This window comes from Paraburkholderia kirstenboschensis (assembly GCF_904848585.1).
Classification (GTDB): Bacteria; Pseudomonadota; Gammaproteobacteria; order Burkholderiales; family Burkholderiaceae; genus Paraburkholderia; species Paraburkholderia kirstenboschensis.
The window spans coordinates 29,698-50,542 of record NZ_CAJHCR010000028.1; the positions used below are offsets into that span (position 1 = coordinate 29,698).

The 20,845-nt window shown below is 61.9% G+C and carries 19 protein-coding genes and 1 pseudogene; 11 read left to right on the forward strand and 9 right to left on the reverse strand.

Annotated features, from left to right (window positions below; translation table 11 throughout):
• Positions 1 to 26: 26 nt before the first annotated feature.
• Positions 27 to 1,193, reverse strand: a complete 1,167-nt coding sequence (locus tag JMY24_RS35660; protein ID WP_201703880.1) for a mandelate racemase/muconate lactonizing enzyme family protein — start codon at positions 1,191 to 1,193, stop codon at positions 27 to 29.
• Positions 1,194 to 1,384: 191 nt separating this feature from the next.
• Here JMY24_RS35660 and JMY24_RS35665 point away from each other — a divergent pair, with 191 nt between their 5' ends.
• The 7 genes and pseudogenes from JMY24_RS35665 to JMY24_RS38910 all read left to right on the forward strand — a co-directional run bounded on the left by JMY24_RS35665 (position 1,385) and on the right by JMY24_RS38910 (position 7,081).
• A complete protein-coding gene (locus JMY24_RS35665; RefSeq protein ID WP_236597705.1) occupies positions 1,385 to 2,284 on the forward strand; it encodes a LysR family transcriptional regulator in 900 nt (299 codons plus the stop codon).
• A gap of 4 nt (positions 2,285 to 2,288) precedes the next feature.
• Positions 2,289 to 2,573: a cation transporter dimerization domain-containing protein gene (locus tag JMY24_RS35670; RefSeq protein WP_328809330.1), complete on the forward strand. Its 285-nt coding sequence runs from the start codon at positions 2,289 to 2,291 to the stop codon at positions 2,571 to 2,573.
• 653 nt (positions 2,574 to 3,226) lie between these two features.
• The gene (locus tag JMY24_RS35675; RefSeq protein WP_128596843.1) at positions 3,227 to 4,057 is read left to right on the forward strand and encodes an AraC family transcriptional regulator; all 831 of its coding nucleotides are present in this window, start codon (positions 3,227 to 3,229) and stop codon (positions 4,055 to 4,057) included.
• A gap of 137 nt (positions 4,058 to 4,194) precedes the next feature.
• Positions 4,195 to 5,128, forward strand: a pseudogene (locus JMY24_RS35680) (quinone oxidoreductase family protein).
• Between the two features lie 55 nt (positions 5,129 to 5,183).
• Positions 5,184 to 5,360 carry a DUF1427 family protein gene (locus JMY24_RS35685; RefSeq protein ID WP_128596844.1) on the forward strand — a complete coding sequence of 59 codons (177 nt, stop codon included), beginning with the start codon at positions 5,184 to 5,186 and terminating at the stop codon, positions 5,358 to 5,360.
• 343 nt (positions 5,361 to 5,703) lie between these two features.
• A complete protein-coding gene (locus tag JMY24_RS38905; protein WP_236597700.1) occupies positions 5,704 to 6,543 on the forward strand; it encodes a ferric reductase-like transmembrane domain-containing protein in 840 nt (279 codons plus the stop codon).
• Complete coding sequence (locus tag JMY24_RS38910) at positions 6,437 to 7,081, forward strand: FAD-binding oxidoreductase (protein ID WP_236597706.1); 645 nt, start codon at positions 6,437 to 6,439, stop codon at positions 7,079 to 7,081. Before JMY24_RS38905 ends, JMY24_RS38910 begins: the two co-directional genes overlap by 107 nt.
• A 799-nt stretch (positions 7,082 to 7,880) precedes the next feature.
• Here JMY24_RS38910 and JMY24_RS35695 read toward each other — a convergent pair.
• The 4 genes from JMY24_RS35695 to JMY24_RS35710 all read right to left on the reverse strand — a co-directional run bounded on the left by JMY24_RS35695 (position 7,881) and on the right by JMY24_RS35710 (position 14,489).
• Complete coding sequence (locus JMY24_RS35695; protein ID WP_128596845.1) at positions 7,881 to 10,994, reverse strand: efflux RND transporter permease subunit; 3,114 nt, start codon at positions 10,992 to 10,994, stop codon at positions 7,881 to 7,883.
• A complete protein-coding gene (locus JMY24_RS35700) occupies positions 10,991 to 12,202 on the reverse strand; it encodes an efflux RND transporter periplasmic adaptor subunit (RefSeq protein WP_128596846.1) in 1,212 nt (403 codons plus the stop codon). The genes JMY24_RS35695 and JMY24_RS35700 overlap by 4 nt, the downstream gene beginning before the upstream one ends.
• Entirely contained in the window at positions 12,199 to 13,668 is a 1,470-nt protein-coding gene (locus tag JMY24_RS35705; RefSeq protein WP_128596847.1) for an efflux transporter outer membrane subunit, read from the reverse strand. The genes JMY24_RS35700 and JMY24_RS35705 overlap by 4 nt, the downstream gene beginning before the upstream one ends.
• Before the next feature lie 143 nt (positions 13,669 to 13,811).
• On the reverse strand, positions 13,812 to 14,489 hold the full coding sequence (locus JMY24_RS35710; RefSeq protein ID WP_128596848.1) for a response regulator transcription factor: 678 nt from the start codon (positions 14,487 to 14,489) through the stop codon (positions 13,812 to 13,814).
• Between the two features lie 147 nt (positions 14,490 to 14,636).
• Here JMY24_RS35710 and JMY24_RS35715 point away from each other — a divergent pair, with 147 nt between their 5' ends.
• Together JMY24_RS35715 and JMY24_RS35720 are read left to right on the forward strand one after the other, a co-directional pair.
• Entirely contained in the window at positions 14,637 to 15,320 is a 684-nt protein-coding gene (locus JMY24_RS35715; protein ID WP_128596849.1) for a response regulator transcription factor, read from the forward strand.
• Entirely contained in the window at positions 15,307 to 16,683 is a 1,377-nt protein-coding gene (locus JMY24_RS35720; protein ID WP_128596850.1) for a sensor histidine kinase, read from the forward strand. Before JMY24_RS35715 ends, JMY24_RS35720 begins: the two co-directional genes overlap by 14 nt.
• A 205-nt stretch (positions 16,684 to 16,888) precedes the next feature.
• Here JMY24_RS35720 and JMY24_RS38915 read toward each other — a convergent pair whose 3' ends face one another.
• Genes JMY24_RS38915 through JMY24_RS35735 form a run of 4 tightly spaced genes read right to left on the reverse strand, consistent with a single transcriptional unit; the run spans position 16,889 to position 18,841 of the window.
• Positions 16,889 to 17,389: a GSU2403 family nucleotidyltransferase fold protein gene (locus JMY24_RS38915; protein WP_236597701.1), complete on the reverse strand. Its 501-nt coding sequence runs from the start codon at positions 17,387 to 17,389 to the stop codon at positions 16,889 to 16,891.
• On the reverse strand, positions 17,386 to 17,721 hold the full coding sequence (locus JMY24_RS38920; RefSeq protein WP_236597702.1) for a hypothetical protein: 336 nt from the start codon (positions 17,719 to 17,721) through the stop codon (positions 17,386 to 17,388). The genes JMY24_RS38915 and JMY24_RS38920 overlap by 4 nt, the downstream gene beginning before the upstream one ends.
• A complete protein-coding gene (locus tag JMY24_RS35730; protein ID WP_128596851.1) occupies positions 17,718 to 18,356 on the reverse strand; it encodes a hypothetical protein in 639 nt (212 codons plus the stop codon). Before JMY24_RS35730 ends, JMY24_RS38920 begins: the two co-directional genes overlap by 4 nt.
• A gap of 8 nt (positions 18,357 to 18,364) precedes the next feature.
• A complete protein-coding gene (locus JMY24_RS35735; RefSeq protein WP_201703887.1) occupies positions 18,365 to 18,841 on the reverse strand; it encodes a PDDEXK family nuclease in 477 nt (158 codons plus the stop codon).
• Between the two features lie 783 nt (positions 18,842 to 19,624).
• Between JMY24_RS35735 and JMY24_RS35740 the strand changes: the two genes are divergently transcribed.
• The gene (locus JMY24_RS35740) at positions 19,625 to 19,945 is read left to right on the forward strand and encodes a DUF4148 domain-containing protein (RefSeq protein ID WP_128596853.1); all 321 of its coding nucleotides are present in this window, start codon (positions 19,625 to 19,627) and stop codon (positions 19,943 to 19,945) included.
• 90 nt (positions 19,946 to 20,035) lie between these two features.
• Positions 20,036 to 20,806 (forward strand): DUF4118 domain-containing protein, encoded by a 771-nt coding sequence (locus JMY24_RS35745; protein ID WP_201703889.1) that lies wholly within the window; start codon positions 20,036 to 20,038, stop codon positions 20,804 to 20,806.
• The last annotated feature ends 39 nt before the right edge of the window (positions 20,807 to 20,845 follow it).

Sequence of the window (20,845 nt, forward strand, 5' to 3'; positions counted from 1 at the left end):
GTCGGCGCGTTTTGCCGCGTGGCAGCTTATGCAGACAGCTTTTGCATCTCGGCGAAAAGGTCGGCTTTTCCTTCGAACCCGATGCCGGGCAGATCGGGCATGGTGATAAAGCCGTTTTCCACCTTCACGCCGTCGGGGAAGCCCCCATAAGGCTGGAACAGATCCGGATAGGATTCGTTGCCACCCAAGCCAAGGCCGGCCGCGATGTTCAACGACATCTGGTGTCCACCGTGCGGAATGCAGCGGCTCGGCGACCAGCCGTGCTGATGCAGCATGTCGAGCGTGCGCAGATACTCGACGAGGCCATAGCTCAGCGCACAGTCGAACTGCAACCAGTCGCGGTCTGGACGCATGCCGCCGTAACGGATCAGGTTACGGGCGTCCTGCATCGAAAACAGGTCTTCGCCAGTCGCCATCGGCTTGTCGTAGTAGTTGCGCAGCGTTGCCTGCAATTCGTAGTCGAGCGGGTCGCCCGGCTCTTCGTACCAGAACAGGTCATATTGCGACAGCGCCTTCGCGTACTGAATCGCCGTGTCGAGATCGAAACGGCCGTTGGCATCGACGGCGAGTTTCTGACCGTCGCCCAGCACGCTGAGGATCGAGTCGATGCGGCGTAGATCTTCGTCGAGCGAAGCGCCACCGATCTTCTTCTTCACAACCGTATAACCGCGGTCGATGTAGCTGCGCATTTCGTCTTTCAGCTTCTCGTGATCCTGGCCGGGATAGTAGTAACCGCCCGCCGCGTACACGAATATCTGGCGATTCGGCTGGCCATTGCCATAGCGATCAGCGAGGAGCTGGAACAGGGGCTTGCCTTCGATCTTCGCGACGGCATCCCAGACCGCCATATCGATCGTGCCGATTGCGACCGAGCGCTCCCCATGGCCGCCCGGCTTTTCGTTCGTGAACATGGTCGCCCAGATCTTGTGCGGATCGAGGTTGTCGCCAGCGTCGTTAACCAAGCTGGCAGGATCGGCTTCGAGGATGCGCGGAATGAAGCGCTCGCGCATCAGCTTGCCTTGGCCGTAGCGGCCGTTGGAATTGAAGCCGTAACCCACCACCGGCTTGCCGTCCCGGATGACATCCGTCACCACGGCGACGAGACTTAGCGTCATCTTGCTGAAGTCAATGTAGGCGTTCCGGATCGGCGAGCTGATCGGAAGGGTCTTTTCGCGGATTTCAACGATTCTCATGACGGTGTCTCCAGAGTTTTGGGGAACATAATGCGTGCGTCGGTTTGCAATGGAGCGTAGCTTAGTCGCGAAAGGTGGCGTTATACTTCGCTGTGATTCATTTCATTTTTTACCGCAGGTAAATAAAGAAAGTGGCAACCGACATTGCGTCCGATTTCGATTTTTTTATTCTCCTTGCCAGACTCAGAAGCATGTCCGGTGCGGCCCGCGCGCTCAATCTGACTCCACCGGCGGCGACCAAACGCCTCGGGCTGATTGAACAGAGGCTCGGCGTTCGGCTGGTCAACAGGACAACCCGGAACGTTAGCCTGACGCCGGAAGGTGAGACTTATCTGCGCTATGCGACGCAAATCGTCGGGCAAGTCCGACAGATGCAAGATGAGATTTCCGGGGCACGATCTGATCCTCACGGTCTTCTGCGCATCAACGCGACGCTCGGTTTCGGCCGCACGACCATCGCGCCGCTAGTGTCTGACTTCGCGAAGCGTTTTCCCAAGGTAGAGATCCAGTTTGAAGTGACCGACCGGCCCATCGATCTGGTCGCGGATGCCTTCGATATGGCGATCCGGTTTGGCGAACTTGCCGACAGCCGCCTTAGCGCCCGGCGCATCATGAGCAACCGACGCTTCCTTTGCGCCTCTCCAAAGTACCTGGAGCGTTTGGGGAAGCCGCAACGCGTAGAGGATCTGCTTAAGCACCGTTGCATCATCCATCGCCAGAACGACGATGCCTACGGTGTCTGGAGGTACATACAGGACGATCACCTTGAAGCGCTGAAAGTCAAAGGCGCGCTTTCAAGCAACGACGGTGATATCGTGCTGCGGTGGGCGCTCGACGGGCATGGGATATTGATTCGTTCCGAATGGGATCTGGCAAAATATGTCCAGAGCGGCCGGTTAGAGCTGGTGTTACCCGATACTCCGTTGCCTTCCGCCGACCTGTTTGTCTACTACCCGAGTCAGCGAAATCAGACGGCACGCGCCCGAGCTTTCATTGATTTTTTGATCGACCGCTTTCAGGCACCTTTTGTCCCGGTAGAGACTGGCACTATGATTTACGCTCAAAAAAAAGGAACTGGACGAAAAGTCTGAGTCGTTGCTAGTCATAAGAGTCACGGCCCGCCAAACGCTGCGCGATACACCAGGCATGGTCGGCTTCCACGATCTGCGGACCCGAAAGATGGGTGACGTGATCGTCGTTGATGTGCACCTTGAGGTCGACGACCGGCTATCCATCGTCGACGGTCATGACATCGCAGCGGCACGCAGAAATGTCATCGACAGGCACCCGGTCCTCAACGTGACGACGCATATCGACCGCGTTAGCCGCACGGTATCGGGCCCCCCATCCATGATGCCAGTAGCCTATCATCAAAGCTGAGCATGTCTCGTGGGGCAGGCCGGTATGTGTGGCACCGCACACGATGCCGGGCCGGGTTGCGCAGATTCATCGTAAGGTGCTTGCAGTGGGCGCGCTCGCGCTCACGCTGCCCAAGCGGTTGGTGAACCGCCAAGAGGTCTTGCCACAGCATTTGTCCCGCAGGCACAGCGGCGCAAGATTGTATGAGCGTCAACACTTGCGGCCAACGTCATCGCGCAGCGCAAGTCGCGCAACGCGCCAGAACCGTTCAGGTCTGGAAGTACCGCGGCAGCAGTCAGAATTAAAAGAGCAGACGCTCGACTTCGATTGCTGCTGATGAGCCGCAACCGTCCGCTTGGCTGGGCCTGCGAGAACTATGCATGCATCAGTCCCTGTGTAAAAAGGACTAACGCAACCTGCCCCTATGTTGAACTCCAGTTCCACCATGAGTTGAACAAGTGCCAAGGCAGGTAAGATAACTATCGGACGATAGAGTTCTTGGTTCAGGCAGGCAATCATCTTCGGCTTTCTTCACTGCAGGAGTTACGCGTGGCCCGAGCTCGAGGCAGTCCCGCCAACTCGCAATGTTAATGTCCACTCGCTCAATTCGACGCGGGACCGTCGCTGTCCTCATAGCCATCCAATTTTCACCTGCTCTGCAAAGGCAATCCGCCATGCCCAAAGCTGCCCCTCCCGAACTTCCCGAACTTGACGGCGAGCACGGCCGGGGCCGCTCTCTGGTAAGGCACTACCCGCGCGGCCTGGGTATCGACCCGCATGCTCACGACTGGGCTCAGGTGCTCTACGCCATCTCAGGTGTCATGTGGGTCGAAGTCGGCCGCGAGGCACTGATCGTTCCACCTCAGCGAGCGGTCTGGCTGCCGCCTGGAACCGTGCATTCGATACACATGATGAGCGCGGTCGAAATGCGCAACCTTTACCTGCACGGACAGAACGTTCAGCACCTGAGCAAACATACCGACGTTTTCGAAATCAACAGCCTGTTGAGAGCGCTCATTACGACTATCGCTGAACGCGAGCGCGAGCGCGAGCGCGACGAGGCGTACCTGAAAGCGGCCTATCATCTTGCAGCACTAGAACTGGGCCATGCGTCGCGCTACTCGCTGAGAATTCCGCTGCCAGACGAGTCCGATCGCCGCCTCGGCACGTTGTGCCGGGCCGTTATAGACAATCCTTCCGTCGACGTCAGCTTCGAACAGCACGCGGCCTCCGTGGGCGCTAGCGTGCGGACCCTTTCGCGCCTGTTCACGCGGGAGTTGGGTCTCGGATTCGCCGAATGGCGCCGCCAGGTGCAACTGGCGATTGCCGTATCCAGGCTGGCGGAAGACCAGCCGGTGAGTTCGGTCGCGCGAGCCCTCGGCTACCTGCCCAGCAGTTTCAGCGACATGTTCCGCCGCGAACTCGGCGTGCCGCCCAGCGAATTTCGCCCGGACAAGACACTCGGCGATGCTGGAGCGCCGATGCTCGCACCAGCCGACAGCTAGCGACAGGGGCGGCACGCAGCCGTCCGGTTTTTGTCCAGAATTCGAAAGCCTCTGTCTGAACGCCGCCTCGGCTTGCCCCTACACTCCGGTCATACGCTGCCCCTCGCAGCCGAACTCACCGTCAAGGAGTGAATCAGATGAAAGCCCTGCAATTCAAGTCGTTTGGGGCCCCGGAAGTGCTCGAGTACCTCGACCTGCCCATGCCGGAATGCGATAGCGACAGCGCTATCGTCCAGATCAGCAGCGCCTCGGTGAATCCGAGCGACGTGAAAAACGTGTCCGGGAGTTTCGATCACACCGAGCCGCCACGTATTCCCGGTCGCGACTTCAGCGGCGTGGTGGTCGATGGCCCCGCTCAGTGGATCCGCGCCGAGGTATGGGGAACCGGCGGCGATATTGGCTTCACGCGCGACGGTACCCATGCGGAATTCATCAAGGTGCCGGTTGCGGCGCTGGCCCGCAAGCCGAAGGCGCTGAGCCACGAACAGGCGTCAGCCATCGGCGTGAACTTTGTGGTCGCGTGGTTGGGCACGGTCGATTGCGCCCAACTCGCCGAAGGCGAGACCATCGCAGTGATCGGTGCCGGCGGCGGCGTCGGTGGGGCGGTAACGCAGATCGCGAAGGCGCGCGGCTGCCGCGTCATCGGCATCGCCGGCCAGCTTGCTGATCGACGATTACGTGCCGTTTGATGAAAACACCATCCAGCGGGTGCGCACACTGACGGGCGGCGTTGACGTCGTCTATGACGCCGTCGGCGGCGTCGCGTTCGAAACCGCGCTCGGCTTGCCCAAACGACGCGGCCGCGTCGTCGAGATCAGCGCGACCGGCAAACGCCGTGTCGAGTTCGACCTAATCGATTTTTATCGCAACGACACGCAGTTGTTCGGCACGAATAGCGCAACGCTCGGCGTCGTGGAATCGGCAAGACTTTTGACAGCGCTGGCCGAGGGATTCGAAAGCGGCAAGCTCAAGCCGCCCGTGATCGCCGAGCGCTTCGATTTGCAGCGAGGCCAGGAGGCCTACCGGGCAGTCGCGGCTGGCACGCCGGGCCGCGTCGTGATCAATCTGTGATCGGCACACCCCGCACCAAAGCCGGCCACGGCGCCTCGTCATCCAGCGATCAACGATGAAACCCTATCTGCTCTCTCTCGCTCTTGGCGTCGTGGTGGGCCTCATTTATGGCGTCGCCGACGTCAAATCTCCTGCTCCGCCGACGATCGCGCTTGTCGGACTACTGGGTATGCTTGCAGGCGAGCACGTCATGAGATTCGCTCGCGCCGTGCTGGTACATGCCGCACGCTGATCCAGTGCGACACACTCGCGTAGCGGCTGCGCAAGCGGTCTTCCAAAGTCAGGCACGCCCCCTTTCTTCGCATGCCGATGCGCGAAGGCAGCTGTTTATCGGATGAGTCGTCGCGATGGTGCCTCGTAGCCGGGCCGTCGGCAAACGCCCGCGACCCGGTTCGAAAAAGTCCATACACTTTTTCGTTTCCGACCCGTGCCAGGATTCCAGCTTCCGAACCTTGGTGTCCGAACCCTTAAAATGACGCGCCTGACCGGTCCGCACTCCAGAGGCGAGCCAGCTCTCGTTCTCGGTCTGCCGGTGGGACTAGCGGAACGCCCGCTCGGTACTACGAATCGACATCATGAAGAACATCAGGCTGGCCTATCTGACGCTGGTAACCGGCATGGCCTTGCTCTGGCTATTTGCCGATGGTGTATTGAGCGCGCCGTACGAATTCCGCGCCTTTCAGCTGTCGATGATCAATTTCACCGGCATTCTCACGATCGAATGCATGAGTGCCGGCATGTTTCTGTCGATCCGGCCGACCAGTGTGGAGCCGTTTCTCGGCGGCCTCGACAAGTCGTACCGCCTGCATAAATGGTTGGGTGTCAGCGCGCTGGTGCTTTCCACTCTCCACTGGCTGTGGGTCAAGGCACCCAGCTGGCTGATCGGCCTAGGCTGGATGCAGAGGCCATCGCGCAAGCTGGACTTGTCGTCGGGCGAAACGCTGTCAGCCATCGCCCAAATGCTGAGCAGTCAGCGCGGTCTCGCCAGAAGCATCGGCGAATGGGCGTTCTATGCGGCAGTGGCGCTCATCATCGTCGCCTTGCTGAGGCGCTTCCCCTATCGCTACTTCTTCAAGACCCATCGGCTGCTGGCAGTATCTGGCGACGGCGGTTCATTCCGTGGTACTGATGAAACCCGCTTACTGGAACGCTGCGATCGCCCCGGTAATGGGGCTGCTGATGCTCGTGGCCACGCTGGCCGCCGCCGTCTCACTGGTGCGCCGCGTGGGACACACGCGGCGAGCGGTCGGGGTGATCGCGAGCCTCAGACATCACCGGGACAATCGGGTGCTGGTTATAGTCATCAACCTGAAGGACCGCTGGTTCGGTCATGCTGCCGGGCAGTTCGCCTTTGTCACCTTCGATCCGGCCGAAGGTCCGCATCCGTTCACGATTTCTTCCGCATGGCACGATGACGGCAAGCTACGTTTTCATATCAAGGGCATGGGCGATTACACGGAGAGATTGCCGGAAACCCTAAAGCCCGGCGATCTGGTCACGGTTGAGGGACCCTACGGTGCCTTCGACTTTCGTAGCGACAAGCCGAGACAGATCTGGATTGCCGGCGGCATCGGCATCACGCCTTTCCTGGCGCGGATGCAGGCGCGAGTGCGCCATCCGGATGATCGCTCCGTCGATCTTTTCTACAGTACCAATGCGCCGGACCAGGAGTTCATCGGCGCGGCAAGGCAACTTGCAACGCGTGCGAACGTGCGCCTTCACGTACTGGTGAGCGGCAAGGACAACCGGCTAACCGCGAAGCGCCTCCGCGAGATCGTGCCCGAATGGCTGTCCGGGGATGTCTGGTTCTGCGGGCCCGCGGGCTTCGGTCGTGCGTTACGGCAGGACCTGATTGCGCGCGGACTGGCAGCCGAGAACTTCCATCAGGAACTGTCAACATGCGCTGACGCAGCCCCGCTTCCAGCGGGCCGACTGGCTGGGCAGTTGCACTAGTCGGACCGCACCTCGTGCAACGACACGACGCGCTGTCTTGGGCCGTGACGCATACGCGCTGGTATCCTTGAGGGCCGTATGGCCCTCTACCTTGCCACAGTGAAGCGTTCGCAGCGCATGCGCAACTCTGGCACGTTACGGAGGCAGGCACCGCCATGCGACCTTTTCGTGCCTCGATCGCCGGTGGCGCGACGGTACGCTCGACATGCGAAGGTCCGTTGCCAAGGGTGGAGCCGACGCTCGAAGGACTGTGTGCGGGCGCAGACCGGTGTCCACATGTGTTAAGCGTTGTCCAACGCCTGCCCGCATGCGTCGTCGTGTACTCACGCGGCGGCAGACATGGGCAGGCGTCGAACAACGTTAACAAACGCGGGCCGACGGTGAACGCACCAAATTGACCCGCAACTGCCCGTCGCGCCGTTGTGGACAATGTCCGCTCCGCGGTGGTCAAGCGGCCGCTCGTAGAAGAAAGACGTTGAACGCCACTGGGGGCGAAATGCCCCCTTGCACTCAAACGCACACAGCTGTTGAAGATGGGATTCAACCGGGCCGCCGGAGTCGCATTCCGTGAGCATACGCGGCACAACGGGCGCGGCGCGCCCGCATAGGCTGCGGAAAGCTCGGTTCAGACCGCACAGGAAGCATGTTGCGGAGATATCAGGCGTAACGGCTTCCAGCGTGGGAAGCTGCGGCAAAAGTGTACTGATCGTTAGCTCAGGAAACTAGCGCACGGCCGCCGCGCTGGATCGGCGGCGGCCGTGGTGACAAAGAAGAAAAGCCTCAGGCAGGCTGAAGGCAGTCAACCGATGGTCTGCCGCTCGACCACACTGCCCGTCGCGCGCCGATCAGCGAGCCAATGCGACAGACGGTCAAACCACAGGTGCACGACCGGCGTCGTGAACAACGTCAGCATTTGCGAAACAATCAGTCCGCCGACAATCGCTATGCCGAGCGGCACGCGCAATTCGGCACCCGCGCCATGCCCGAGCGCAAGCGGCAGCGCGCCGAACAGCGCGGCGAGCGTCGTCATCATGATCGGACGGAACCGCAGCACACAGGCCTGCCGGATCGCATCGCGCGGCGACAGACCTTGCTCGCGCTCGGCCACCAGCGCGAAGTCGATCATCATGATTGCGTTCTTCTTGACGATGCCAATCAGCAAGATGATCCCGATCATTCCCATGATCGACAGATCCTGACCGCACAGCATCAACGCAAGCAAGGCGCCCACGCCAGCCGAGGGCAGGGTCGAAATGATGGTGAGCGGGTGAATCGCGCTTTCGTACAAGATGCCGAGAATCAGATACACCACCACCAGCGCCGCGGCGATCAGATACGGTTCGCTGGCGAGCGACGCCTGGAACGCTTGCGCGGTGCCCTGGAACGAACCCGTCAAACTATCGGGTTTGCCTGCTGCGACCTCGGTCTGGTGAATCGCCGTCACCGCATTGCCGAGCGACTGGCCCGCCGCCAGGTTGAACGAGATCGTCACGGCCGGGAACAAGCCCTGGTGATTCACCGAGATGGGCGACACGTTATTCTCGATCCTGGCGAGCGTGTCGAGCGGCACCAGTTCGTTGGTGAGCGGCGAACGCACGTAGAGATGCGCGAGTGCGTCGGTCGTCAACTGGAAGTGGGGATCGACTTCCTCGACCACGTGGTACTGATTCAGCTGCGTGAAGAGCGTCGCGATCTGTCGCTGGCCGAATGCATCGTAAAGCGTGTCGTCGATCGCTTGCGCCGTGATGCCGAAACGCGAAGCGGTGCTGCGATCGATCACGAGTGTCGCGCTGGTAGCGGCGGCCTGCTGGTCGGACGTGACGTCGGCCAGTTGCGGCAGCTTCGACAGGCGATCGGTCAGTACGCCCGCCCAGTGATTCAGTTCGTTGATGTCAGGGTCCTGCAACGTGTACTGATACTGCGCGGCGCTGATGCGGCCGCCCACCTGAATATCCTGCCGGACCTGCATCGACAACGAGATGCCCATGACCTTCGCTAACTGCGGCTTCAGACGAATGAGCACTTGCGCGGCGCTATCCTTGCGTTCACCAAACGCCTTCAGGTTGATCATGACGCGGCCCTGACTCACGGTCGGATTCGCGCCCATCCAGTAGTAAACGTTGTCGACGGCGGGGTCGGCCTCGATGATATGGCCCACCTGCTGCATCTTCTGCGACATCGAGCGGGGGGAAATATCCGGCGCGGCCTGGGCGACGCCCATGATCAGACCGGAGTCCTCCTGCGGGAAAAATCCCTTGGGGATCGTGACGAACAACGCGCCGGTCGCGACAATCGTCGCCACCGTGACAGCCAGCATCAGCTTCTGGCGGTCCAGCACCCAATCGAGGCCCCGCTCGTAGCGCCGCTCTACTGCGCTAAAGACGGCTTCGAGCCATGCTTCGAGCCTTCGCATCCGGCCGCCGCCACCCGGCTCGGGCAAACGGATCAGCCAGCCGCACAGCATCGGCGTAACGGTCAGCGATACCAGCGCCGACATCACGATCGCCGCGCTCACCGTCACCGCGAACTCGCGGAACAGCCGGCCGACGATACCGCCCATCAGCAGGATCGGGATGAACACGGCGATCAGCGAGATGGTCATCGAAATGATCGTGAAGCGCACTTCCATCGCGCCAAGCAAGGCGGCCTTCATTCTCGGCACGCCCTCTTCGATATGTCGCATGACGTTTTCGATCACGACGATCGCATCGTCCACCACGAAGCCTACCGCGATGGTCAAGCCCATCAGCGACAGATTGTCGAGGCTATAGCCGAGCAGATACATGACGCCGAACGTGGCGACCAGCGACAGCGGAATCGTCAGGCTCGGAATGATGGTCGCCCATACGTTGCGCAGGAACGAGAAGATCACCATGACGACGAGCGCTATCGTCAGCATCAGCGTGAACTGCACGTCGTGCACCGACGCGTTGATGGTTTGCGTGCGATCGCCCACCACATGCAGATGCGCGGCCGCGGGCAGCATCGCTTCGAGCGCGGGCAGCTTCGCCTTGATGTTGGCGATCGTCTGCACGACGTTATAGCCCGGCTGCTTGTGAACATCGAGGATGATCGCGCGCTCGTGCTGAAGCCATGCGGCCTGCTGGTTGTCCTCCGCGGCGTTGAGCACGGTGCCGAGATCGGACACGCGAATCGGCGCGCCGTTCTTGTAGGCGACCACCAGGTCGCGATACTGCGACGCGGTGGTGATCTGGTCGGTCGCGTTGAAAATCACCGAGCGGTCCGGTCCGTTCAGGCTGCCCTTCGGTGCATTGACCGTCTGCACACCGACGATCGAGCGCACGTCCTCCAGCGTGAGGCCGCGCGCGGTAAGTTTGTCAGGATCGAGCTGGATACGCACGGCAGGCCGCTGCTGGCCGTGGAAATCGACGAGGCCCACACCTGGCATCTGCGAGATCTGCTGCGCCAGATAGTCTTCGGCGTAGCTGTCGAGTTGCGTGAGCGTCAGCGACGGCGACGTCAGCGCGAGTGACAGCAACGTGAAGTCGGCCGGGTTGACCTTCTGGTAGGTCGGCGGGTTCGGCAGGTTCTTCGGCAACGTGCCGCCGGCTGCGTTGATCGCCGTCTGCACATCCTGCGCCGCGCCGTTGATGTCGCGCGAGAGATCGAATTGCACGGCAATGTTGGTATTGCCGAGCGAGCTCGACGACGTCATCTGCGTCACGCCCGCAATCAGCGAAAGTTGCCGCTCCAGTGGCGTCGCCACCGACGTCGCCATGGTTTCCGCGCTCGCGCCGGGCAACTTCGCCACGACCTGGATGGTCGGAAAATCGACCTGCGGCAGCGGCGCGACCGGCAGCAGAAAATACGCCACCGCGCCGACCAGCAGCACCGCGATCGCCAGAAAACTGGTCGCGATGCGCCGCTTGATGAACAATTCCATGAGGCTCATGACGGATTATCCTGATCAGTCTGGCTGCCTGCCGAATTCGCGTTGGGCGGCGCTTCGGAACTGGCGGGAACCGTGGTCGCCGCCACTTGCACACCCGGGTTCAAGCGGCTTTGGCCATCGAACACGACGAGATCCGCGGGCGCGATGCCGCTGCGTATCTCCGTCATGCCATCGACGGTGACCCCGGTTTGCACCGGGCGCATCTGCGCCGTGCCGTTCGCGGCGATCACATATAGCTGCGTGCCGTTCTGCGAGTTGACCACCGCGCGGCTCGGCACCGCGAGCCGCTGTGTATCGGTGCGCACCAGCACGCGCGCATTCACCAGTTCGCCGGGCCACAGCTTGCGGTCCTGGTTGGTGAACGAAGCCTTGAGCCTGATCTGGCCGGTCGTGGGATCGACCGTGCTGTCGATGAATACCAGCGTGCCGTCGGCAAGCGGCGTGCTGCCGGAACGCGTGGTCACGTTCACCGCGAGCGGCGCGTTCACCTGATTGGCGAGCAGTTCGGGCAGCACGTCCTGCGGCACGGAGAACAGCACGGTGATCGGCTCCATCTGCGTGACGGTGACGACGCCGGTCGTGTCGGTCGGATGCACGATTGCGCCGATATCGGCCTCGCGCGCGCCGACGCGTCCGGTGAACGGCGCGGCGAGCGTGGTGAAGCTCAGTTGCAGCCGGTCGCTCTGCACCAGCGCGGCGTCCGCTGCGACCGTCGCGGCGAGCGCCTCGACTTGCGCCTTCGCGGTATCCACGGCCTGAGTGGTCGCCGCGCCGATGCCGACCAGTTTCGAGTAACGCGCGAGATCCAGCCGCGCGTTATCGAGCGATGCCTGATCTTTGCGCTGCGCCGCTTGCGCCTGATGCAACTGGGCGGTGAGCGGTCCCTGATCGAGTTGTGCGAGCAGTTGGCCGGCTTTGACGTCGTGCCCTTCGGTGAACGCTACGCGCTGCAACTGGCCGTCCACGCGCACTTTGACGTCCACGGTATTGAGCGCCTGAACCGTGCCAACGGCGGCGACGCGGATCGGGAAATCGCGGTTGACCGGATGGCCGGCATTGACCGGCACAGCGGCGGCCGGCTTCGCGGCCGGATGCTTCGGCCAGATCCACGCCCCGAGAAGCACGAAAAGGATGACGAATGCTGCGACAAGAGGCGCGCGACGGCGCGCACGCGGCGCCTCATGGTTCGGAAGGTCTGCGGATTTCATAAGCTGGAAGCCATAGAAGAGTGAGCGGTGCTGCTGTCGGTCACGCCGAAGCCGCCGCCGAACGCGCGAAACAGGCTCACGGACGCTTGCAGGCGCGCGAGCCGCGCCTGCACCAGCGTGTCTTCCGACTGATACAGCGTGCGTTGCGCGTCGAGCACGGTTAGAAAGTCAACGGTGCCGAGCCTGTACTGGGCTTGTGCGAGCGTGGCGGCTTTGCGGGCGGCGTCGGCGGCGTTCTGGTCCGCGGCTTCCGCGAGTTGCTGCTGTTGCGCCGCCGTGAGCGAGTCCTCCACGTCCTGCAGCGCGGTGATAACGGCTTGCTGGTAGTCCGCGACGCCCTTCGCTTCGGCCGCCTGACTCGCGTGCAACTGGCCACGCAGCGCGCCGCCGTCGAAGATCGGCGCTGCCAGCGACATGGCGAGACTGGCGAACGGACTCGACAGGAACTGCGACAGCGACCTGCTGCTCAGACCACCGTCTGCGGTCAGCACGATGTTCGGCAGAAAGGCCGCGCGCGCCGCGCCGACGCTCTGATTCGCCGACTGCAACTGCGCTTCCTTCGACCGGATGTCGGGGCGCGTTTCCAGGAGGCTCGCGGGCAGATTCGGGCGCGGTTGGGGAATCGGGATGTCGGCGAGCGCGGCGTCGCTGACCGTGAACTGTTCAGGCGCGGTGCCCGCCAGCACCGCAAGCGCATGGATGTTGGTATCGAGCTGCTGTTGCAGCACCGGCACAGCCGCCTGGAAGGTGGCGAGCGCGTTGCGCTGCTGCTGCACCTGCAATTCGGTCGCGACGCCCGCCTGCTGCTGCGCGAGCAGCAGTTGCAGAATGTGCTCGGCATCGTCGGAAATGGAACGCGCAATCGCGAGCCGGCGGCGCAGGCTCTGCACCTGAAAATATGTGTCGGTGACCGATGCGGTCAGCGTCAGCGCCACCGTATCGCGATCGAACCCGGACGCGCGCGCGAGCAGGTCGGCGGCGCTTGCGTTGGCGGCGTTGAAGCCCCAGAAGTCCACCTCGTAACTGGCTTCGGCGAACAGGCTCTGGGTCTTCGTGGTCGAACCGCGCCCCTGGTGGCTGCGATCGACGGTGCCGCCGAGCGACAGCGACGGATATTGAGACGCGCCGGCTCTCTCGGCGTTGCCGCGCGCCTGTTCGACGCTCGCAATCGCCGACGCCAGCGTGAGGTTGTTGTGCAGGCTGCGCTCGACCAGCGCGTCGAGCGCAGGGTCGTGATACTCGCGCCACCAGCCGCTTCTGACGGGCACGGTAGCGGCGAGCGACCCACCGGCCGCGCCGTCGAAGGAATGCGCCAGAGGCGCGCCCGGCCGTTGCCAGGCAGGCACAAGCGAACACCCGGCCAGCAACGCGAGGCCGAGCGCACATAAGGCGGCGCGCACGCAGGAAAGGCGCACGGGAGGACTCACGGTGCGCGACAACGGCGCCGAACGGGACAGTCCTGACATGGGAGAACCCTAACGAGGAAATGTCGCCAGATTAGCCAGCGGGTCCTGTCGGGGCTTTCGCCCATTGATTAAAAAAATTTAATGTGGCGCAACATGCCGGGGCGGCGCGCCCGATCCGGGGCTTGCAAGGCTTGCAGCGCGTGTCAGGGCGCCCGGCTCAGCACGTATCCCGCGCCGACCACGGTATGAATCAGCGCCACGGGAAAATCACGATCGACCTTCGCCCGCAGCCGATGCATGTGCATATCGATGATATTGCCGCGCGGCTCGAAATCGTAATTCCATGCCGCTTCGAGCAACATGCTGCGCGTGACAACCTGCCCCTCGCGGCGCGCGAGACATTCGAGCAACAGGAATTCGCGATGCTGCAAGCGCAGATCGCGTCCGCCGCGGCTTGCAGTGCGCGCCCGCGTATCGAGCGCCAGGTCAGCACATTCGAGCCGCTCGCTCATCCTGCTGCGGTCCGCGCGCCGCGCGAGCGCCTCGACTCTTGCCAGCGCCTCGACGAAGGCATACGGCTTCACGAGATAGTCGTCGCAACCTGCGCGAATCGCCTCCACGCGGTCGTTCAGGCCACCGACCGCCGACAGCATCAGCACCGGCGTCGTATCCCCACCGGCGCGCAACTGCTGGACGAGGACCAGGCCGTTGAGCGCCGGCAAGCGCCGATCAGTCACAATCACGTCATAGATGCCCTCGCGCGCATAGGCGAGGCCGGTCGCGCCGTCGGCCACCGAGTCGACAATCAGACCGCTCTCGCTCAGGCCACGCGCCAGGAACTGGCTGGCGCGCATATCGTCTTCGATCAGCAGGATTCGCATGCGCTGGGGCTTACATTAAAATTTTTTCACGTTGGCGCGAAACGCCTGTACAGCTTCGCACGGCATACTACGGACATCGTGGGATGAGCGCAGTGTAAAACGGCCGGCTAGCGCACGTTCGACGCTCTCCTATTTCTGGGAAAAGGCATGTCGAACGTATTGGTCGTCGAGGACGACGAGCAGACTCTCGCGGAGATCGTTGAAGCGCTCACCGATCACGGCTGCAAGGTCGAAACAGCGAGCACCGGCCGCGACGGTTTGATGCGTGCGGTCGCCAACAGTTATGACGCTATTGTGCTCGATCGTATGTTGCCGGGCGGCCTCGAAGGGCTCGGCATGCTGTCGGCGTTGCGCAGCGCCGGTGTGCTCACGCCGGTGCTGATCCTGAGCGCGCTGTCCGCGGTCGACGAACGTGTGCGCGGTTTGCGCGCCGGCGGAGACGACTATCTGACCAAGCCGTTCGAGTTCATCGAACTGACCGCGCGGCTCGATGCGTTGATGCGCCGCCGCGAGGCGGCGCCCGGTGTGCAGGAGTACCTGGTCGGCCCATTGCGTCTGGACCCGCTCAAACGCGAAGTGACCTGCGCCGGCCGCCCGGTACCGCTGCTGCCGCGCGAGTACCGGCTGCTCGAATACCTGATGCAGCACGAAGGGCAGGTGGTGAGCCGCACCATGCTGTTCGAAGCGGTGTGGGACTACCGGCTCGACGAGCGGACCAACGTGATCGACGTGCACATCAGCCGTCTCAGAAAGAAGCTCGATCCGGACGGGACGGCTCCGATGATCGATACCGTGCGTGGTTCGGGGTACATGCTACATGCGCCTGACTGAACTTCACCGCACCACCGGCTTTCGCCTCGCCACGCTGTTTCTGGTGCTGTTCGGCGTGATCGCAATGCTGCTGTTCGGTTACCTGTACCGCGAGATCACCGGCTTCGAACAGGAACGCATCGACGACTGGCTGATTCGGGAGCACGCCCAGTTGAAACGCGAAGCGCCGGAAGAACTGGTCAAGCGATTCGAACATCAGAACCAGTTCGATCCTCGACGCCAGCGCCCGTTCGGCCTGTTCCAAGCCAGCGGCAAACATCTTGCCGGCGGCTATGCGGGCGATCAGCCGGCGATCCCCGTCTTTGACAAGCCGTTTTCTATGCGTCTCGCAAATCTGCCGGGCCAGCCGCCCGGCCGATGCATCGCCGCGCACGTGCCCGATAGCCGCATCGCTTTGCAATGCCAGAACACCCTCGAACTCGACCACTTCGACGACGAACTGGTGCAAGCGCTGCTCTCGACGGCAATGATCACGCTCTTGATCGGCCTGATCGGGGCGAGCCTGATTGGCATTTCGGCGATGCGGCGACTCGATGCCGTGACCGCGTCGATCGAGGAAATCGTCGCCGGCAATCTCAGCAGGCGTTTGCCGGTGCATTCGAAACGCGACGACGTGGATCGTCTGGTCGGCGTCGTGAACAGGATGCTCGACGAAATCGAACGCCTGATGAACGAGGTCAAAGGTGTGTGCGATGCGATTGCGCACGATCTGCGCACGCCGCTCACGCGGATGCTCGGTGGACTCGAACGTGCGCAACGGCGCGCCAAAACCGAGGCAGAGTATCGCGCGGCGATTGATGAAACCATCGTGGAAACTACAGGCCTGCTACGCACTTTCAACGCACTGCTCCGTATTTCGGAAATCGAAAGCGGCGTGCGCCGCGCCGGCTTCACCAGCGTCAATCTGGCCGCCGTCGCCGACGATGTGTTCGAGTTCTACGAGCCGACTGCGGAAGACAAGCAGGTTGCCTTCGAATTGCAGCGGACCGTGTCCGGGCCGCTGGAGATCCAGGGCGAACCGAATCTGCTGTTCGAGGCGCTTGCGAATCTGGTGGAAAACGCCATCAAGTTCGCGCCGCCCGGCGGAGTTGTGCGTATCACGCTGTGGCACGATGCAAGAGGTGCTGGCGTGACGATCCAGGACAATGGACCGGGCATCGCACGGTTCGAGCGCGATGCCGTCCTGCGCCGGTTCTATCGTGGCGAGTCCAGCCGTCGTACGCCCGGCAGCGGCCTGGGGCTCAGTCTGGTCGCCGCCGTGGCCGGCATGCACGGCATGACGCTGGGGTTCCACGACGCGGACGTCGGTTGCGAGATCAGTCTGTTCAAACCCGCGCAAAGTCATCTGGCAGATAGCCGATGATCGATCGGTAACTGCCGGTGCATTGGCCATTCTTTCGAGCGCCGGCGCCCGAGTTCGTTGACCATGTTGAAGAACGCGAGCTCACGGCACGCAGAAACAAGCTGCCTGCTCACGGAGTTTCGATGAGGTCCGCATAAGATGTATATCCATTTGGCCCTCAAGATTACAAAGCACGTATCCGCCGACATTTCGGTTTCCCCGACCTCTAAGGTCTCGCGATACTTTTGAAGATTTCCTTCAGTACCATTTCGCAGACGTCTCGCATCTCATCGGGATTCAGTCCACGCCCCTGCGGAATCAGCGCGGCGTCACGTAAGTCATCCGCGACCCTTGAGAAGATACGATCCACCCCGTCGATTACCGCCGCGCGCTCTTCCAGAGAAAGCTTTGCGGCAAGGTCGTCGCTCCACAGCGCGGCCAGACTACCGACCTCATCGCCAAAGATTTGCACGGTATCGTGAATGTAGAGAATATCCTGCGATGCCTTACCCTTGCGTTTTCGGACATCGCGAATCAGAATCTTCTGAGCGATGAACGTTACGGGATTCGGCACCTTCAACCCCGGGATATCTTCGTCCGCTCCACCAACACCCTTTGGGATTGTCACCTCCCAGGGGCTTAGCATCAACGGCTCGATCTTGCGCAGCTTCTGCGCGCTGATGCCAGCTTTTCGGAGAGTCGCGTCGGCTTGCCCGTCCCGCTTCATCCCGCTGCCCCGCAACGAGGTGGGAACTCTGCGTAGAAGCCGTCGTGGTCGTTTCCGAGGGAGTATTGGGTAACAGGCGGCCGGTCCTCTCCATAAAACTTCTCGCTGAAGCCCGCAGCCAAGAGCGCCTCGCAAATATCGCCCTCGAGCTTGGCGCGGTCGCCAAACGCGACATCTGCATCACGGGTGAATATGGGTGCAAAGCCTGGATTGGAGAGTGCACGACGGTCTAGGCGATGCAATCGATGGACCCAGCCACCGACAAAGACCAACTGAGCCCGCCACGGCTTGAGCGCAGTTGCCAATGCAACAAATGGTTCGAGGTCGTTCATACGGATTCGCCAATGACTCCCTTCAGCACGGTGCTTTCCAGATAGCGCGACTGTTCCTGACCGCGCGAAGGATGCGAGGCCGAATCAAGCCAAATCTGTATGACGTCGGCAATAAATAAGCCGTCGCGCTGTTCCCTGCCGCGGAACAGCGATTCAGGCGCAAGGGCCTGCCGCATTATCAACGCAGGTTGTGCGATGCTTTCATCGGGAACCAGTTGCTTCCAGCGCAGCGCATTTTCGAGGTTGCGTACGTAAAGATATGGAGGAACGCCTTGCACGTGCCCCACCCTCAGTTTTGCGGCCGCCTCGAACAGGCCGAGACACGCTTCATGTTCACCGAACAGGCGTCCGAGGCGTGACTCAATGCTCCCGGAAAGGAGAAAGCGCACCGGCACTTCCGGCGTCGATGATGCATATTGCGCTTTCCAGCGCCGACTCAACTCCGCCTTGCGGACGAGGCGCAGTGTGCGCCCTGCCTCCAGGAACCCTTCGTCCCGTAGAGACGAGACGAAGCGGGACGCCGTCATCGGCGAAACATCGGCCGCCGCAGCAAGTTCCGTGATCGTCCTGTACGAAGCGCGCGGAGCGGTGAGTAGTCCCACGGGGATATCCGGCGCGAGCAGCACCTTTAGCATCCACTGGTTCAGATCAGAGAAAAGGTTAATGCGCCACGCACCTTGACTCCGACGGTCCGCGTCTCACGCTGTTCACGGCTGATGTCATTCAACATTTCGAGCGGCTCACCGATGAACTGTCGGTCGCCTGCTGCGGTTACCATGCCGATGGCCACACGACGTCCATAATCCGAGTGAAAGCGCTGTAACCTGTGGAATAACGACTCGTTGAATGAGCGCGTCCAGATAACCGCAAGCGGACGGGCGCCGGGGAAGTCGTCCGCATACGCTTCGGCTTGGAGAATGGCCTCGGCGAGCTTGGGGATGATCCGGTCAGTGCGCCCCTCCGGGCTGCTTTTAATCTCAACAACGTAGCTCACGCCATTAGCCGTAATCAGTAAATCCGGCGTAAACCGAGGGCCACGCGGTCGCGCTATCACGTTCCAACCGCTCTCGCGAAATAGCTGTTCCACCCCCCGCTCCGCTTCGAAGGCATCGTGTGACACGTCGGGTGCTCCTTGGACAATCCCACCATTGATATCACGCCCATGATAAATACCAAGGACATGGTAAATATCACGGCCTTGGTATCCGCCGGCGGCGTCGGATTTGATTCCGTCAATTAAATGGGGCTCGACCCGCGCCGAGCCGACGGGCAGCCGATACCAGCGATTGGAGACGCGCCACCACGGTCAGTGGCGAACGGCGATGGTGTGGACCCGGACTTACCTGCGTGACCCAGCGCTCTTACCTATGCGTGGCCCGTTTGACTTGGCCGCCCGGTCGTCGACCTGGAAGACATTAAATCTGTCACCCCGCGTGTGAAGGCAGTGCGACCACGCCCACCGTTCCCATTTGGGAAAGCGTCGAAAAGAACTCACTATGTGCGCCCGCGTTGACGATCGCCCGCGGCGCGTCGCCGCGTTGGGCAAGCTCGTTCAGCGCCTCCTGCAGACGGCCGCGCCCCAGCCAAACGCCGGATGGCGCGAGTACAGGAGCGCGGACGCGCGCCACAAGTGAAGCCGCAGGCCAAGCGAAGTATCGATGTTGCCTTGCTGCAGTTCCTTGAAGTAGGACACGGTCGCGTCGACCCGCTGGCGAACACCGCTCCCCCGACGTGTTGTCGCGGCACACATCGATTGTTACACACTATTAATTATATAAACTGATAGTGCGGGTATATACTGACTCCTGTCACCGCCGCAGCACCCCGCACGGCCCCTCGCCGCGACGGCGGTTCCGAACTCAACAGACGGTTTGCACGCAATACCCATACAGGAAGTTTCACCATGAATGTCAAAACACTTGTTTCCGCCGTCGCGCTTGCTTCGACCCTGGCCGCACCAGCCGTATCGTTCGGCCAGCAATCGAACGGACCGGTCACCCGCGCTCAGGTGCGCGCCGAGCTCGTCGAGCTCGAGAAGGCTGGCTATCACGTCGGCGAAGGGGACCAAACCGCCTATCCGGCTGAAATCCAAGCCGCCGAAGCCAGGGTGGCTGCGCAAAACGGCGCGGCAAGTGGTTACGGTGGTGTCGCAAGTGGTTCGTCGAAGGCAGGCCGCCTAGCCGTGTCCGCGACCGACTGGAACGCGATGTACAGCCGCCACTGATCAATTGATTCGTGCGCCTCGGAAGGATACCTGCGTTTGAATGCGCGCCCAGCTCAATAGGGAAGCGTAACCGCTCCCACGAAGAAGATTATGGAAGTCCAGAACGCCCGTCGCTGGGCACAAGGGGGAACACGCGCGTGGCTCTCCGCCGGTGCCGCATTGGCGATCGCCGGCGGTGTGCGCATGTTGCTTCAGCCTCTTATTGGCCCGTTTTTGCCGGGCACCGCGTTTTCTATCGCGGCGTCGCTGGTCCAATATTTTTTAGGACTGGCGCCCGCGCTAACCGTCATGCTGCTCGGCCTTTGCATTGCCGACTATCTGTTCGTGCCGCCGTACGGGATCATTGGCGCATTCGATCGCGCCGATCTGATCCTTGCGATTTCATATCCCTTGGTAACGCTGCTGGTGATCGTGCTGATCGAATGCTTGCGGCGCTCGCAGTTTCGCGCGGAATTGATCGCGTCGGTCGCGCAGTCTCGTTATGAAATGCTGCTGCGTCACGATAACGAGCGCATGCTGACACGTCGCGCCGTTGACGAAACGCACCGCCTGCTGCGCCACCTGTCGCATCATCACAAGACCTTCATTTTCATTAAGGCGTTGAAGCGCGACGCACTACAACCCGTGGACGATCTGAAGACGCAATGCGTGCTGCCGCGGCTGCCCAGCGAAATCGCACCCGGTCCGCGCTTTGCCGATGTCGATCCCGACGATATCCAGCGTCTGAGCAAGGCGCTGTGGCCCGGCAGTCATCGCGTGCATCTGGAGGGCGGCGACGGCGCGCCGAAGCTGATCGAATGCATATGCGAGCGATTCACCACGCATGCGGGGGACTTCCTCGTGTTGCGCATCGGAGGCTGAACCGTGGCCGACCCGACCGCCCTCTTTCTGGCCGGCGAC

What these genes read in the sequence shown, in the direction of transcription:
- JMY24_RS35695 (WP_128596845.1), bottom strand. Translation starts at nt 10,994, where the DNA reads ATGAGCCTCATGGAATTGTTCATCAAGCGGCGCATCGCGACCAGTTTT.
- JMY24_RS38915 (WP_236597701.1), bottom strand. Translation starts at nt 17,389, where the DNA reads ATGAAGCGGGACGGGCAAGCCGACGCGACTCTCCGAAAAGCTGGCATC.
- JMY24_RS38905 (WP_236597700.1), top strand. Translation starts at nt 5,704, where the DNA reads ATGAAGAACATCAGGCTGGCCTATCTGACGCTGGTAACCGGCATGGCC.
- JMY24_RS38920 (WP_236597702.1), bottom strand. Translation starts at nt 17,721, where the DNA reads ATGAACGACCTCGAACCATTTGTTGCATTGGCAACTGCGCTCAAGCCG.
- JMY24_RS35745 (WP_201703889.1), top strand. Translation starts at nt 20,036, where the DNA reads ATGGAAGTCCAGAACGCCCGTCGCTGGGCACAAGGGGGAACACGCGCG.
- JMY24_RS35715 (WP_128596849.1), top strand. Translation starts at nt 14,637, where the DNA reads ATGTCGAACGTATTGGTCGTCGAGGACGACGAGCAGACTCTCGCGGAG.
- JMY24_RS35700 (WP_128596846.1), bottom strand. Translation starts at nt 12,202, where the DNA reads ATGAAATCCGCAGACCTTCCGAACCATGAGGCGCCGCGTGCGCGCCGT.
- JMY24_RS35660 (WP_201703880.1), bottom strand. Translation starts at nt 1,193, where the DNA reads ATGAGAATCGTTGAAATCCGCGAAAAGACCCTTCCGATCAGCTCGCCG.
- JMY24_RS35685 (WP_128596844.1), top strand. Translation starts at nt 5,184, where the DNA reads ATGAAACCCTATCTGCTCTCTCTCGCTCTTGGCGTCGTGGTGGGCCTC.
- JMY24_RS35720 (WP_128596850.1), top strand. Translation starts at nt 15,307, where the DNA reads ATGCGCCTGACTGAACTTCACCGCACCACCGGCTTTCGCCTCGCCACG.
- JMY24_RS35675 (WP_128596843.1), top strand. Translation starts at nt 3,227, where the DNA reads ATGCCCAAAGCTGCCCCTCCCGAACTTCCCGAACTTGACGGCGAGCAC.
- JMY24_RS35740 (WP_128596853.1), top strand. Translation starts at nt 19,625, where the DNA reads ATGAATGTCAAAACACTTGTTTCCGCCGTCGCGCTTGCTTCGACCCTG.
- JMY24_RS35705 (WP_128596847.1), bottom strand. Translation starts at nt 13,668, where the DNA reads ATGTCAGGACTGTCCCGTTCGGCGCCGTTGTCGCGCACCGTGAGTCCT.
- JMY24_RS35730 (WP_128596851.1), bottom strand. Translation starts at nt 18,356, where the DNA reads ATGCTAAAGGTGCTGCTCGCGCCGGATATCCCCGTGGGACTACTCACC.
- JMY24_RS35710 (WP_128596848.1), bottom strand. Translation starts at nt 14,489, where the DNA reads ATGCGAATCCTGCTGATCGAAGACGATATGCGCGCCAGCCAGTTCCTG.
- JMY24_RS35665 (WP_236597705.1), top strand. Translation starts at nt 1,385, where the DNA reads ATGTCCGGTGCGGCCCGCGCGCTCAATCTGACTCCACCGGCGGCGACC.